General features: G+C 40.5%; 12 protein-coding genes. 3 read left to right on the plus strand and 9 right to left on the minus strand.

Annotated elements, in window-relative coordinates; translation table 11 throughout:
* Positions 1-30: 30 nt before the first annotated feature.
* Complete coding sequence (locus NQT69_RS02465; protein WP_256826124.1) at positions 31-900, minus strand: LysR family transcriptional regulator; 870 nt, start codon at positions 898-900, stop codon at positions 31-33.
* A gap of 118 nt (positions 901-1,018) precedes the next feature.
* Here NQT69_RS02465 and NQT69_RS02470 point away from each other — a divergent pair, with 118 nt between their 5' ends.
* Together NQT69_RS02470 and fghA are read left to right on the plus strand one after the other, a co-directional pair.
* Positions 1,019-2,140, plus strand: coding sequence for an S-(hydroxymethyl)glutathione dehydrogenase/class III alcohol dehydrogenase (locus NQT69_RS02470; RefSeq protein WP_256826125.1), 1,122 nt, complete (start codon positions 1,019-1,021; stop codon positions 2,138-2,140).
* 56 nt (positions 2,141-2,196) lie between these two features.
* Complete coding sequence (gene fghA, locus NQT69_RS02475; protein WP_256826126.1) at positions 2,197-3,039, plus strand: S-formylglutathione hydrolase; 843 nt, start codon at positions 2,197-2,199, stop codon at positions 3,037-3,039.
* Here the strand turns inward: fghA and NQT69_RS02480 are convergent.
* Positions 3,036-3,371, minus strand: coding sequence for a hypothetical protein (locus NQT69_RS02480; RefSeq protein WP_256826127.1), 336 nt, complete (start codon positions 3,369-3,371; stop codon positions 3,036-3,038). The genes fghA and NQT69_RS02480 overlap by 4 nt on opposite strands.
* A gap of 248 nt (positions 3,372-3,619) precedes the next feature.
* Here NQT69_RS02480 and NQT69_RS02485 point away from each other — a divergent pair, with 248 nt between their 5' ends.
* Positions 3,620-4,048, plus strand: a complete 429-nt coding sequence (locus NQT69_RS02485) for an MgtC/SapB family protein (RefSeq protein WP_087533865.1) — start codon at positions 3,620-3,622, stop codon at positions 4,046-4,048.
* A gap of 38 nt (positions 4,049-4,086) precedes the next feature.
* Here NQT69_RS02485 and NQT69_RS02490 read toward each other — a convergent pair whose 3' ends face one another.
* From NQT69_RS02490 to NQT69_RS02520, 7 genes are all read right to left on the minus strand, one after another.
* Positions 4,087-5,685: an ABC-F family ATPase gene (locus tag NQT69_RS02490; protein WP_256826128.1), complete on the minus strand. Its 1,599-nt coding sequence runs from the start codon at positions 5,683-5,685 to the stop codon at positions 4,087-4,089.
* A gap of 142 nt (positions 5,686-5,827) precedes the next feature.
* Complete coding sequence (locus NQT69_RS02495) at positions 5,828-6,391, minus strand: DUF922 domain-containing protein (RefSeq protein ID WP_256826129.1); 564 nt, start codon at positions 6,389-6,391, stop codon at positions 5,828-5,830.
* Positions 6,392-6,512: 121 nt separating this feature from the next.
* Positions 6,513-8,069 (minus strand): SulP family inorganic anion transporter, encoded by a 1,557-nt coding sequence (locus NQT69_RS02500; protein WP_256826130.1) that lies wholly within the window; start codon positions 8,067-8,069, stop codon positions 6,513-6,515.
* Positions 8,070-8,223: 154 nt separating this feature from the next.
* A complete protein-coding gene (locus tag NQT69_RS02505; RefSeq protein WP_058558840.1) occupies positions 8,224-8,682 on the minus strand; it encodes an Lrp/AsnC family transcriptional regulator in 459 nt (152 codons plus the stop codon).
* A gap of 89 nt (positions 8,683-8,771) precedes the next feature.
* Positions 8,772-9,413 carry an MBL fold metallo-hydrolase gene (locus NQT69_RS02510; protein WP_256826131.1) on the minus strand — a complete coding sequence of 214 codons (642 nt, stop codon included), beginning with the start codon at positions 9,411-9,413 and terminating at the stop codon, positions 8,772-8,774.
* Position 9,414: 1 nt separating this feature from the next.
* Complete coding sequence (locus NQT69_RS02515; protein WP_256826132.1) at positions 9,415-11,217, minus strand: M14 family metallopeptidase; 1,803 nt, start codon at positions 11,215-11,217, stop codon at positions 9,415-9,417.
* 167 nt (positions 11,218-11,384) lie between these two features.
* Positions 11,385-13,283 (minus strand): beta-ketoacyl synthase, encoded by a 1,899-nt coding sequence (locus NQT69_RS02520; RefSeq protein WP_256826133.1) that lies wholly within the window; start codon positions 13,281-13,283, stop codon positions 11,385-11,387.
* Between the last annotated feature and the right edge of the window lie 45 nt (positions 13,284-13,328).

The following is a 13,328-nucleotide window of genomic DNA, read 5'->3' on the forward strand; positions in this document are numbered from 1 at the left end:
CTATCATTAATACTGACATCTCAATATAGGCTAATTTAGAGTTGCAACTAAATGATCCAACAAGGCTTTTACATTGGTGGCAACAAACTGACGAGGTGGATACACCCCCCAAACCCCTTCCGGCTTGGGTTGATTATTGGTTAAAATTGGCACTAGATTACCCGCGGTTAAATCATCTTCAATATAGTAATTGGGTAACTGAACAATCCCCAATCCCTTTTTAGCAGCATCGGCTAACGCCCAACCACTATTGCACTGTAAGCGCCCTGCTATTTTAATATGTTTATCTCGCCCTTGCTCGCACACCCGCCAATAACTACTGTTACCAATTAAACATTGATGTTGGTGCAATTCAGCCAGCGTGTGAGGCTCACCAAACCGTGTTAAATAATCAGGTGAACAGCAAATCACAAAATGCCGTGCACTTAAGCGTCGCGCTTTCAGGCTTGAGTCTTTTAAATGCCCTAATCGTATGGCTAAATCAAAGCCGCCTTCTAACAAATTTTCTTGCTGATTACTCAGCGCCATTACCACTTCTACATCGGGATGTTGTTGCATAAAGCTATGCACCGCAGGCATTACAAATGTTTCACCGTACATTACAGGGGCTGTGAGTTTAATTTTACCTTTTGGGGTATTTTGCTGTTGTGCAAGTAACGCCGTTGCATCGTCCATCGCATGTTGTAAGTGCTTTATTTGGTGTAAAAAGGTTTCACCTTCTTTAGTCAGTACAACTTTACGGGTTGTGCGTGTTAATAACTGCGTGTTTAATCTTTGCTCAAGTGCAGTTACTTGGCGGCTTATATGGGCAACCGATACATTTAAACTCGAAGCTGCGTGAGTAAAGCTGCCCTCTTCACCCACTGCAATAAACTCATCAATTCCTAACCAACGGCTCATTATTACCATACTGTAAAAGTGTTTTATTAAAATGAAGATTAACATTGTTTGAGAAACAAATAAAATAACGCTATTGTTTTTATGTTTATAACGTCAATAACCAAATAAGCGAGTCATTATGTCAGAATTTATTAAATCAAAAGCCGCTATTGCCTGGGGTCCAAAACAACCACTGTCTATTGAAAAAGTGGATGTAATGATGCCTAAAAAAGGCGAAGTCATGGTTAAAATCACGGCTACCGGTGTATGTCATACCGATGCTTTTACCCTGTCAGGTGAAGATCCTGAAGGGATCTTTCCTGCTATCTTAGGTCATGAAGGTGCTGGTGTTGTGTATGCCGTAGGTGAAGGCGTAACAAGTGTTGCAGTTGGGGATCATGTTATTCCACTTTACACCGCTGAATGTGGCGTTTGTAAAATGTGTACTTCTGGCAAAACCAACTTATGTTCAGCAGTACGTGAAACCCAAGGCAAAGGTTTAATGCCTGATGGTACAACACGTTTTTATAAAGATGGCCAACCAATTTATCATTACATGGGCACCTCTACATTCTCTGAATACACCGTATTGCCTGAGATCTCACTAGCTAAAGTAAACAAAGAAGCGCCACTTGAAGAAGTATGTTTATTAGGTTGTGGTGTTACTACGGGTATGGGCGCCGTAACTAAAACAGCTAAAGTTCAAGTTGGCGATACTGTGGCTATTTTTGGTTTAGGTGGTATTGGTTTGTCTGCCATCATCGGCGCAAAAATGGCCGGTGCTGGTCGTATTATTGGTGTTGACATTAATACATCTAAGTTTGATTTAGCGACCAAACTTGGCGCGACTGATTTAATTAACCCAAAAGATTTCGATAAGCCGATTCAAGAAGTCATCGTTGAAATGACTGACGGTGGTGTTGATTTCTCATTTGAATGTATCGGTAACGTTGACGTGATGCGCTCTGCTCTTGAGTGTTGCCATAAAGGTTGGGGCGAATCTGTGATCATTGGTGTTGCTGGCGCAGGCCAAGAGATTTCGACTCGTCCATTCCAATTAGTAACCGGCCGTGTATGGCGTGGAAGTGCATTTGGTGGTGTTAAAGGTCGTTCTGAGTTACCAGAAATTGTAGAACGTTATATGGCTGGTGAGTTTGCTTTAAATGACTTCATCACTCATACCATGGAACTTGAAGGTATTAATGAAGCATTCGACCTAATGCACGAAGGTAAAAGTATTCGAACTGTCATTCATTACTAATATCTCTTAATGATGCAAGCCATGAATCTGTTTCATGGCTTTTTAGCGAGGACAACATGCTAGATAATTTAACCTCAGTGAAAGTAAGCGGTGGCTGGCATAAACAATACAGCCATAGCGCCAGTAGCACCCACTGTAAAATGCGCTTTGCCGTATTTTTACCACCCGGTGCAAGCCAAACAAATAAGGTTCCGGTGCTTTATTGGTTGTCAGGTTTAACCTGTACTGATGAAAACTTCATGCAAAAAGCAGGTGCATTTAAAAAAGCAGCAGAGCTTGGTATTGCTATTGTAGCCCCAGATACCAGCCCTCGTGGTGAAAATGTACCTGACGAAGACAGCTATGACTTTGGCCAAGGTGCAGGTTTTTACGTTAATGCAACCCAAGCACCTTACAACACTCATTACAATATGTACGATTATGTTGTTAACGAACTACCGGCTTTAATTGAACAACATTTTCCTGTGTCTGATAAAAAAGCGATTAGTGGTCATTCAATGGGTGGACATGGCGCGCTGATGATAGCACTTCGTAATCCTAACAGTTACACCAGTGCATCGGCATTTAGCCCTATAACTAACCCGATGGCCTGTCCATGGGGCGAAAAAGCGTTTAGTCATTATTTGGGTAATGATAAAGCAACGTGGGCGCAATATGATACATGCCAGCTTATGCAACAAGCGCAAGCAAGTGATTTTGTACCAATGCGTGTTGATCAAGGTGAAGCGGATAACTTTTTGGTTGAACAGCTAAAAACCGAAAACTTATTTCAACAAGTAAATGAAAAAGACTACCCTGCACAAATTAATATGCATGCAGGTTATGACCACAGTTATTTTTTCATCAGTAGCTTTATAGACGAACACCTATTATTTCATCAACAGTATTTGCTTGATTAGATTCTGTACCTGTGAGGTTGTGTATTCACTTCCTCACAGATTTTCACTGATTTTGATACTCTTGTACACACAACGTCAGGTTCAACACCTTGCTGTACCAACTCCACTAAATAGCGATCTACGGCTAAACCTAAATCAGTAAACGATAAAGTAGCAACATCAGATGCTAAGTGTTTACTTTTGGCTGTTTCACTTGGGTGTGACAGAGCTAAGTCTGCATCATAGTTTTCATCAGCTTTGGTGTAAACTGTACTATCAACAACAAAGCCCGCTACCGTACAACCACTTAAGGTTAAAATAAGGCATACTTTGCAAATAATGAGTTTGAGCATTTTTATTCCCTGTGATCAAAGCCAAGTTAACCTGAATAAGTACTTCGTTAGTAGCTAGCAATTATAGGCGTAGACATTAATAAAGTATTAGTTAAAGTTTGTAATTAACTGTATGAAAACTACGCTGGGTCTGTAAAATTTTCCCATTAAACTCGTCAATATAAACTAAGTAATTGTTTTATAATAATTTATAATTGGATTGCTATTTGCTTAATAAGTCTAATGGTTAATTGTTGGAACTAGCAAAAATGGAATTAGACTTACAGTGGAACGAAATTGTTAAGAATTTAGTGCAATTAGGTATTGCTTACTTGCTTTCATTGCCTATGGCATTTGACCGAGAGCGATCAAATCATGGGGCTGGTTTACGCACCTTCCCTTTAGTTGCTGTTGCTTCTTGTGGCTATGCATTGGTTGGAATGTCGGTACTGACATCATCAGAAGCTGAATCTAAGGTACTGGAGGGTATAATTACCGGTATTGGTTTTATTGGTGGCGGCGCTATTTTAAAAAATAAAAACTCGACCTATGGTACGGCCACCGCAGCAAGTATCTGGAATATGGGTTTAATTGGCATTGCAGTCGCATTTAGCCGATACGAAATTGCATTATTGATGGCTATTATTAACTTTGTGACACTTAGATATGTGAAGCGAATTAAACCATCAGTAAAATAACAAGAACAGCTAAACTGCCGTTCTTGTTTTATAATGTATTACTGCGCCGCCTCTGCTTGGCTGGCCATAAACTCGTTAAATGTACCGTGGAAATTAACCACTTTTTTATCTCGGATATCAATAATGCGCGTAGCCAATGATGAAACAAATTCGCGGTCATGACTTACGAAAATCAATGTGCCTTCAAAATCTTTTAATGCATTATTAAGTGCTTCAATGGCTTCCATATCCATGTGGTTAGTTGGCTCGTCCATCACCAGTACGTTGACATCCTGCATCATCAGTTTACCAAACAATAATCGGTTTTTTTCACCACCTGAGCAGTTTTTAGCTTTCTTATTGGCGTCATCTGCTGTGAATAACAAACGACCCAACATACCACGCACCATTAAGTCGTTATGTTTAGCTGTACGCCATTGTGACATCCAATCAAACAGTGTTAAGTCGTTGTCAAAGTCTTTACTGCTATCTTGCGGGCAATAGCCAATAGATGCATTTTCTGACCATTTAATAACGCCGTGGTTTGGCTCAAGCTCATTCACTAAACAGCGAATGAAAGTTGACTTACCTACACCGTTCTCACCAATAATAGCTAATTTTGAGCCTGCTTCTAAAATAAGCTCGCCACCTTCAAACAATACTTCGCCATCAAAACCATGACCAAACTGTTCCAGGATCAATGCTTGGCGATGCATTTTTTTGCCCTCATCAAAATACAATGATGGTGCCATACGGCTTGACGATTTAACTTCATCGAGGCTGATTTTATCCATTTTCTTAGCTCGAGAGCTTGCCTGTTTTGCCTTTGACGCATTTGCACCAAAACGATTTACGAAATCTTGTAGTTCATCGATTTCAGATTGTTTCTTGGCGTTTCCTGCCAGTAGCTGCTCGCGAATTAGCGTTGATGCTTCAATGTATTTCTCGTAATTCCCCGGATAAATACGTAATTCACCATAGTCTATATCGGCCATGTGGGTACACACAGCATTTAAGAAGTAACGGTCATGGGAAATGATGATCATGGTGCATTTACGCTGATTAAGCTCATGCTCTAACCAGTTGATTGTATGTATGTCCAAGTTATTGGTCGGCTCATCCAGTAATAAAATGTCTGGATTAGCAAACAATGCTTGCGCAAGTAATACACGTAATTTCCAACCTGGAGCGACTTGTGACATTAAGCCAAAATGAAACTCTTCTTCGATACCTGCTTTTAATAAAATATCGCCAGCACGGCTTTCAGCACTGTAGCCATCCATTTCGGCAAAAATGCTTTCAAGCTCAGCCACTTTCATGCCTTCTTCTTCACTCATTTCAGGTAAAGAATAAATACGATCGCGCTCTTGCTTTACTTTCCATAGTTCAACATCACCCATGATAACAGTATCTACCACTGAGTATTGCTCAAAAGCAAATTGGTCTTGACTAAGGTTACCTACTTTCAAACCTGGTGTAATTGACACATTTCCAGAAGACGGGGTAAGTGCGCCACTTAAAATTTTCATAAATGTTGATTTACCGCAACCGTTAGCCCCTATTAGGCCATAACGATTTCCGTTACCAAATTTAGCGGATATATTTTCAAATAACGGTTCGGCACCAAACTGCATGGTGATATTAGCGGTTGAGATCAAGATGAATTCCTAAGCAAAATGAGCAAGTAAACTCATCGTCCAACAATGAAGAGTTAATACAGGCAATAACACAATATAAAGAGGCCGCGAATTATACAGCCCACACACCATACAGTCGAGCTTTGTCGTATTTTACATATTATTAAAGGTGGCTATACAACCAAGCGTCTTGTGTTTCCCCATGATTAGTATCCAGATCATACTTTTTAGTAGCTTGCTCTAATTTTGCCATAATTTTATAAGCGAGTTCATTTGCTTCTTTATTTATCTTTTGACAACCGGATCGAGAAGAGAAGGCTCGCAATGAAGAGTCGATTTCCTTTGCAGCTTCAATAGCTAAAGCGCCATGTCCATTTTCATGTTTTTCTAAGTTTGGATACCATGAATTCCATACTTTGTGTACGTCTTCGTTTTCTGAGCGTAGTTTTGGCATAGTATATTTTAAGGTTAATACCGTCTTAACTTTGTTTAGTATACAGCGATGTCTGCCACGACTCTTATTATTAAATCTCCATTGGATATTATACTCAGTGTAGCCATGAAATTTATTACCATTATGTTTTATCGGTGATGCCTGATTAACATTTTTTAATAAATTACGTGTATGACTTACAGACACATTATAAAATTCATGTGACTGTTCAACTTTCGGCTCAGCGACTAAAAATGAAGAATAAACTGACAACAAAATATATAGACGTTTCAAATTACAATTCCCTTTAATTATTAACTTAAACCCTATCTGCCTACTTTATCTGACCTTTGAATCACATATACATTAACAAAAAAGCGAAGGCACTGCCTTCGCTTTTTATAAAACTGACCGTTTAAGCGAGTTTATCAGAGGCTACTTTATAGGTAGGATCCTCAATAACATTCACTTCAACAAGATCACGTGCTTTATGCAATAACTGTGTGCAATCTTGACTTAAATGGCGTAAATGTAATTGTTTACCCGCTTTGGTGTATTTATCAGCAAGGGTATCAATTGCCTCAATGGCACTGTGATCGGCCACACGGCTGTATTTAAATTCGATAATGACATCTTTAGGGTCGTTTTTAACATCAAATAATTCAGAAAATCTTTTTACTGAGCCAAAAAATAATGGGCCATGTAATTCGTATACTTTAGCACCGTCTTGGTCGATATAGTTAGTCGTATAGATATGCTTAGCATGTTGCCATGCAAAAACTAATGCAGATACGATAACACCCACACATACTGCAATTGCTAAGTCAGTCACTACAGTCACGCCTGATACTAATACAATAACAAAGGCATCAGATTTAGGAACGCGCTTCATCATTTTAAAGCTAGCCCACTCAAACGTGCCAAGTACCACCATAAACATAACACCGACAAGCGCTGCTAGTGGGATCATTTCAATTAAGCCTGCGGCGAAAATGATAAAGCCCAGTAACATTAATGCAGCAGTGATACCCGATAGACGAGAGCGGCCACCTGAATTAATATTGATCATAGATTGTCCAATCATGGCACAACCCCCCATTGCACCAAAGAAACCACAGGTTACGTTTGCAGCACCTTGGCCAATACATTCTTTATTACTTTGACCACGAGTCTCGGTTATTTCATCAATTAAACTTAACGTTAGTAGTGATTCAATCAAGCCGATTGCCGCTAAAATTAGCGCATAAGGGAAGATAATTTTAAAAGTTTCAAAAGTGAAAGGCACCATAGGAACATGAAACTCAGGTAAGCCACCAGCAATGGTTGCTGCGCTATCACCTGTCATATCTTTTAAGAAGTCGAGCACGGTACGCGCTTCAAGGTCTAAACCAATAACAATGAGGGTTACGGTTACAATCGCTACCAAGGTTGATGGTACCGCTGTAGTCAACTTTGGTAAAAAGTGAATGATAGCCATGGTGAGTACTACAAGCCCCAGCATGATCATCATTGGCTCTCCTGTCATCCATTGCATAGTGCCATCAGCACCTGGGGACTTAAACTGACCAAGTTGAGCTAAGAATATGACAATTGCTAGACCGTTTACAAAGCCAAGCATAACTGGGTGCGGTACCATGCGAATGAATTTACCTAGCTTAAAAACACCCGCGAGTATCTGCAATATGCCCATTAACAGCACAGTTGCAAATAGGTATTCAACTCCATGGTCTAAAACTAAACTTACCATTACTACGGCGAGTGCACCTGTCGCACCAGAAATCATACCTGGGCGACCACCAAAAATAGCGGTGATCAAACCAACAATAAATGCTGCGTATAAGCCAACTAACGGCTCAACATTTGCAACAAAAGCAAAGGCAACAGCCTCAGGCACGAGGGCAAGAGCCACCGTTAAACCTGATAAGATATCATTTTTAGCAGAGCTTGGCGCTTTGCTGAGTAAGTTAAACATTGAGTTCCTCGTGGGTGTAGGGATCAAAAAAAGCGCTGAATTCTATCAAATTAAGCAAAAGTTAACAATTGGTTATTGTAAATGCACTATTGAGTATAGTGCATTTAGTGTGAGGTGATTTTTACCATTGCATTAAATCAATGGCCAATCGTTTTTATAAAGGGAGCGAAGTACTACGCTTTACACACGTCATGGTAACGTTTGAATGAACTTCTTGAACAAACTCTAGATTTAATAGGTTATCACGTACAAATTGCTCATACCCTTCTATGCCCTTAGAGATAATACGTAACATAAAGTCCATGGTACCTGCCATGCTATAACATTCAGTGACTTCGTCGTAACTCAAAATAAGGCGTTCAAATTCAGCTAAATTAGTACGGCCATGGTTAGATAAACGCACATGGGCGTAAACTAACATATCAAAGCCAAGCTTTTTCTCATCGAGTAAAGCAACTTTGCCTTTGATATAGCCATCTTGTTCTAGCTTTGCAATTCGGCGCCAACAGGGTGACTGAGACAGCCCAACTTTATCAGCAATGTCAGCGGTTGAAAGGCTTGCGTCTTGCTGTAACAGTGCCAAAATTTGGCGATCAACTTGATTTAGAGACATTTTATTTCTTTATTATTTTACTAAATTGATTAAATTATACATAGCTTTACCGGCTGCGTCTTGTGTTTTTATGCATTTTTTATGCGTAATTAACCAAATTTACCGCTGATAAATGGATTCGATATGCGTTCTACACCCACAGTAGTGTCAGGTCCATGACCCGATAAAATACGTGTTTCATCAGGTAGAGTTAGCACTTGGGTTTTAATTGAGTGCAATAACTGCTGAGCGTCACCTTTAGGAAAATCAGTACGCCCTACTGAGCCATTAAATATCACATCACCTACTAGCACAACTTGATGGCGAGCTTCATAAAAAATAACATGCCCTGGGGTGTGGCCTGGGCAATGGCGCACCGCAAAACTTAAATCACCAACCTCGTAGGTATCACCCGCCTCTAACCAAACATCTGGGTAAAACGGTTGTATCGGCACAAAACCGAACATTTGCGCTTGCATTGGCAGTGCATCAAACCAAAACTGCTCATCTTTTTGTGGGCCGACTATTTGGACGTTAAAATGATCGGCTAATTGTTTTGCTGCACCGACATGATCAAGGTGACCGTGTGTCAGTACTATGCTTTTAATGACAACAGTGTGTCTAGCAAGCTCTGCTATAATTTTGTCGGCATCACCACCAGGGTCAACAATGAATGCTTGGCGTGTTTGCTGACAAATAACAATACGGCAATTTTGCGAGAAAGGAGTTACCGCAAGTGTAATAATGTCCATGTTAATTTTGTTCACTCGAGTTAGTTTCAAATGCCATCAGAATTGGATACTTTAAATAAGCTTGGTCATAAAATGGCGTACGTTGATACAGCCAATTTAAACGTGCTTGAGCATCATTTGCAAATGTGGCGTCTTCACGTATTTTTTTGTCAAATTCCAGTGCTAATGCAGGCTTGTCTTTTAACATCTGTCTTGCATATGGCGCGAGTGCATAGTTTTCCATGTACTCTGTACGCTGAAAAATAGTATTAAACTCACCCCAAGCAAAAAATGAATCAGGTGCTGCTGGGTGCAATAAATGAGTCACTAATTCACCATAAGGTTGAGCCGTAATGATTTTAGACCAACCAGTCAATACTTTTTCACCTAGTGGTTGATAGTCAAATTCAGCGATGACTCTAAAACGCCCTTCAAACGGCGTTTTATCAAACTCATGCTCAGCGACGGATGCCATACTTAATCCCGCTACTGGTGTAGTATCAGTAACTTTTTGTACCTCAACACCATGCAATTTAAGTTTCTCGACAATATGAGGGTACGCCGGAGGAATGTAAAATGCCTGAGGCACTGTCACAGTTTTTTGTACTTCTTTTTGCCAATAAATAGGTAACGCTGAATAGTGCTGTTTTTCACCTAAATACTTTACTTCAACTTGGCCACTGAGGGCACTTTCGCTTCGGCTATATTTTATACCTTTAAATTCAAGCGTATTGGGCTCTTTTGCATACCCTCGTTTAACAATTAGTTGTGTAGGGATAAAGGCTAACTCTTTACTTACAGCAGCATCGAGTTGCTGATGATGCTGTGCTAAAGCCTTAATTGCACCATCTAAAAATACATAGGTGCCAAGAACCCGCTGCTTATAAGGTTTTAATGAGTGGTTCTCTACTAATATGCTAGGTAGAGCGCGTAAATCTCCCCAACCATTTGAGTAACGCGGTGTTGCTACCCAACCTGCAAGGCCTGATTTAAATTCACGTTTGTCCATCACAAACACCAATGGCCCGGGGATATGACCTTGCTGAGCTAATTTAGTATCAATCACAGGTTTAAAGTACTGATCTAACGCTTGTGACACACTCGGCGATTCACTAGCAAACACAGGGTTATAGCCGTATGTCACGTCATATTGATAATCAGCGCCATCAGTAACATGTACATCAACATATAAATCTGGTTTATATTGATTTATCACCTTCATCACACCGCGTACACCTGGGGTATCTAGTTTAGTGTAATCACGATTTAGGTTGAGGTTGTTGGCATTTGTTCTAAACCCCATTTCTACAGGGCCACGTTGATTTATACGATTATATTGACTGCGGCGTTCATGACCATCAACATTTAAAATAGGAATAAATAAGATATTTACTTTACTTAAAATATCACGGCGTTTACCAGTTGCGATATCACGCAGTAACATAAAAGTTGCATCTTTACCGTCGATTTCACCAGCATGAATACCTGCTTGTATTAATATGGTGGGCTTTGCATGATTGCTAATTTGAGTTGCTGAAAAATCACCGTCTTCGCTGGCTACCAGCATTTTAATGTCACGCCCAGCATTGCTTGTAGCAATCGTTTGTACTTGAAATTGAGTTGGGTTTGCGGCAACTAATCTATCAACAAAGGCCATTGTTTGTGCATAATCGGGGGAGTTTAAGCCATTACTCAGTTCAAAGTCGGTTGTTAAAGGACCTTTGTCTTGCATTAATTCTAAACTTTGCCCTTGCCATGGTAGAAGTGGTGGCAGATGACTGTCTAGTGTAACGGTGGCACTTAACAATAATAAACTGGCGATCATAGGATTCTCTAACATTAGCCTTTGTAATTACATGAAATTATAACAAGGAAATTTCAGGGGTCGCGTAAACTGCGGTGATTCAACAAAAAAATGCAGCCAACGACATAGCGCTAGATTTAGCTATTAAAAAAGGCGCTGTAAAAGCGCCTTGCCACTCAAGAATGTGCTTAAAACATATCTTGATAAGGATTAGATTGACTCAATGTAATGGTTTTATCAAAACCAGGTATATGCATATCTTGCGCTGAAATGACAATATCGTTTTCATCTATCATGCCATCACCAAAACGGTAAATGAGCTCATATTGACCTAAATCAGCTTGCGCTTGGTAATTAGCTTGTGCAACTTTGACACTGCTATGGGTATTACTATATTGCTTTAACACCGCTTCACCATGACGCTTTTGCAACATTTTCATCGTAACCGCTGGTGAAAGCACTGTGGCAGTCGCGTTATTACCACCAAAACCCTTTGAGTTAATAAATGCAATATCCATTTCATCACACTGATAATGTTCTGTACGGATATCTAAATATTGATCATAAACATCATCCGCCACTTTATCGATGGTGGTCACTCCTGGCATAATATTATGAGTAAATACACCGAGTGCCATCGCTAACTGATCGCCACTTGCCGGTGCAATTGTATGACCTACATACGCTTTGGGCGCTGCGACTTTCCAATTATCAATGGCAAAGGTTTCAGCAAGGCGGTGATAAATCAACGACTCAGTGACTCTATTTTGAGGTGTACTAGAGCCATGAGCTAAAATAAAGCTACGCTTTTGCACAGACTCTTGGCCTAAAATGCTAGATGCTAATGCAACAGATTTAGCCATCGTTATGTAATTACCAGGCCCTGGCGCGGTAATTGATTTTTTAACACCATCGGCATTAACATAAACATCTGGCACAGAACCCATAATCTCAGCCCCTAACTCAAGGGCTAGTGCGTCGTCCATTAAAATAGCAACCTGCGCCCCTTCACCTATAGTAAAGCCACAGTTTTCACCAAATGGACGGCTAGTACGGCGATGATCAACCTCTTGGCTATCATCTAAACGCTTTAACCCTTCTTCATTGGCTAACGCCCCCATGTTACCGAAACCTTCGATAATTTCAGGAGTGATCGCACATTCAGATGAGGCTACAACAGCCACACGCGTTCGCCCTGCTTGAATATCATTTACCGCCGCACGTAAGTTATATAAAAATGTGGCACAGGCACCTGATGTAGTAAAAGTCGTTCCGACATTACCTGTAACATATGCGTTGATAAAATCTGTCGACATGGTGTTTAAACCCAATGCCAATTGCTTGGTACTTACTCGGTCGCCCTGCTGACGAGAGCGCAGTAACCCGCCAAACCCTTCTTCATTAACTTGCCCAGCAACAGATGCTGAGTAAGTGCCTATTTGGTCTGGTTGCACACTATTCATAATATGCTGCCAATCAAGCCCGGTAGAGCGAATTGCATCTGTAGCAGCGAAAATAGTGGCTTGTAAACCACGTGGTTGATAACGACTATTGTACATCACAGACGGATCAAACCCTGTTGGCAACTGGCCAGCCGCTTTAATTGGGTTATCTCGGGTGCTGGCATGTTTAATATCTAACTCTGCTGCAATGGTGACTTTGACTTTTTTGTTTTCAAGCTCTTCTACTTGCCAATTCGCAGGTGTTGGTTGTGGTAAATCCCGCGCACGGGTTTCAAACACAATCTTTTCATCATTTGACACACTTAAGGTCATTTTTTGCTGCCAAGGCGTGGCATCAACATCAAAATGATTTTTTTCGATTTTACGGATCAAGGTGCCTGCAATAATTTGCTCACCATACAGTGCTTCGATATTAGCTTGCTCGACGGCAGCGCCATTTTGATCAACTAATTGGCCTTGCTCTAACTTAACAAGGTTCATAAGTGAGGCTAAGCCTAAAAATGTTTCTTGGCGCGCTTTTGCATCTAAACTGTCTAACACGATACGACGATAACCTTGATGAAATGAAGTTCGGCCTGCGGCGTTTATTCCGCCCATACCGACAATAACGGGTAATGCTGTCATAATTTACCTTGGGAAACGTGTTAATGAATATATCTGCAGTTTAGA

It is taken from the genome of Pseudoalteromonas shioyasakiensis, from assembly GCF_024518675.1.
In the GTDB taxonomy this organism is placed as follows: domain Bacteria; phylum Pseudomonadota; class Gammaproteobacteria; order Enterobacterales; family Alteromonadaceae; genus Pseudoalteromonas; species Pseudoalteromonas shioyasakiensis_B.

What these genes read in the sequence shown, in the direction of transcription:
- NQT69_RS02465 (WP_256826124.1), bottom strand. Translation starts at nt 900, where the DNA reads ATGAGCCGTTGGTTAGGAATTGATGAGTTTATTGCAGTGGGTGAAGAG.
- NQT69_RS02470 (WP_256826125.1), top strand. Translation starts at nt 1,019, where the DNA reads ATGTCAGAATTTATTAAATCAAAAGCCGCTATTGCCTGGGGTCCAAAA.
- fghA (WP_256826126.1), top strand. Translation starts at nt 2,197, where the DNA reads ATGCTAGATAATTTAACCTCAGTGAAAGTAAGCGGTGGCTGGCATAAA.
- NQT69_RS02480 (WP_256826127.1), bottom strand. Translation starts at nt 3,371, where the DNA reads ATGCTCAAACTCATTATTTGCAAAGTATGCCTTATTTTAACCTTAAGT.
- NQT69_RS02485 (WP_087533865.1), top strand. Translation starts at nt 3,620, where the DNA reads ATGGAATTAGACTTACAGTGGAACGAAATTGTTAAGAATTTAGTGCAA.
- NQT69_RS02500 (WP_256826130.1), bottom strand. Translation starts at nt 8,069, where the DNA reads ATGTTTAACTTACTCAGCAAAGCGCCAAGCTCTGCTAAAAATGATATC.
- NQT69_RS02505 (WP_058558840.1), bottom strand. Translation starts at nt 8,682, where the DNA reads ATGTCTCTAAATCAAGTTGATCGCCAAATTTTGGCACTGTTACAGCAA.
- NQT69_RS02510 (WP_256826131.1), bottom strand. Translation starts at nt 9,413, where the DNA reads ATGGACATTATTACACTTGCGGTAACTCCTTTCTCGCAAAATTGCCGT.
- NQT69_RS02515 (WP_256826132.1), bottom strand. Translation starts at nt 11,217, where the DNA reads ATGATCGCCAGTTTATTATTGTTAAGTGCCACCGTTACACTAGACAGT.
- NQT69_RS02520 (WP_256826133.1), bottom strand. Translation starts at nt 13,283, where the DNA reads ATGACAGCATTACCCGTTATTGTCGGTATGGGCGGAATAAACGCCGCA.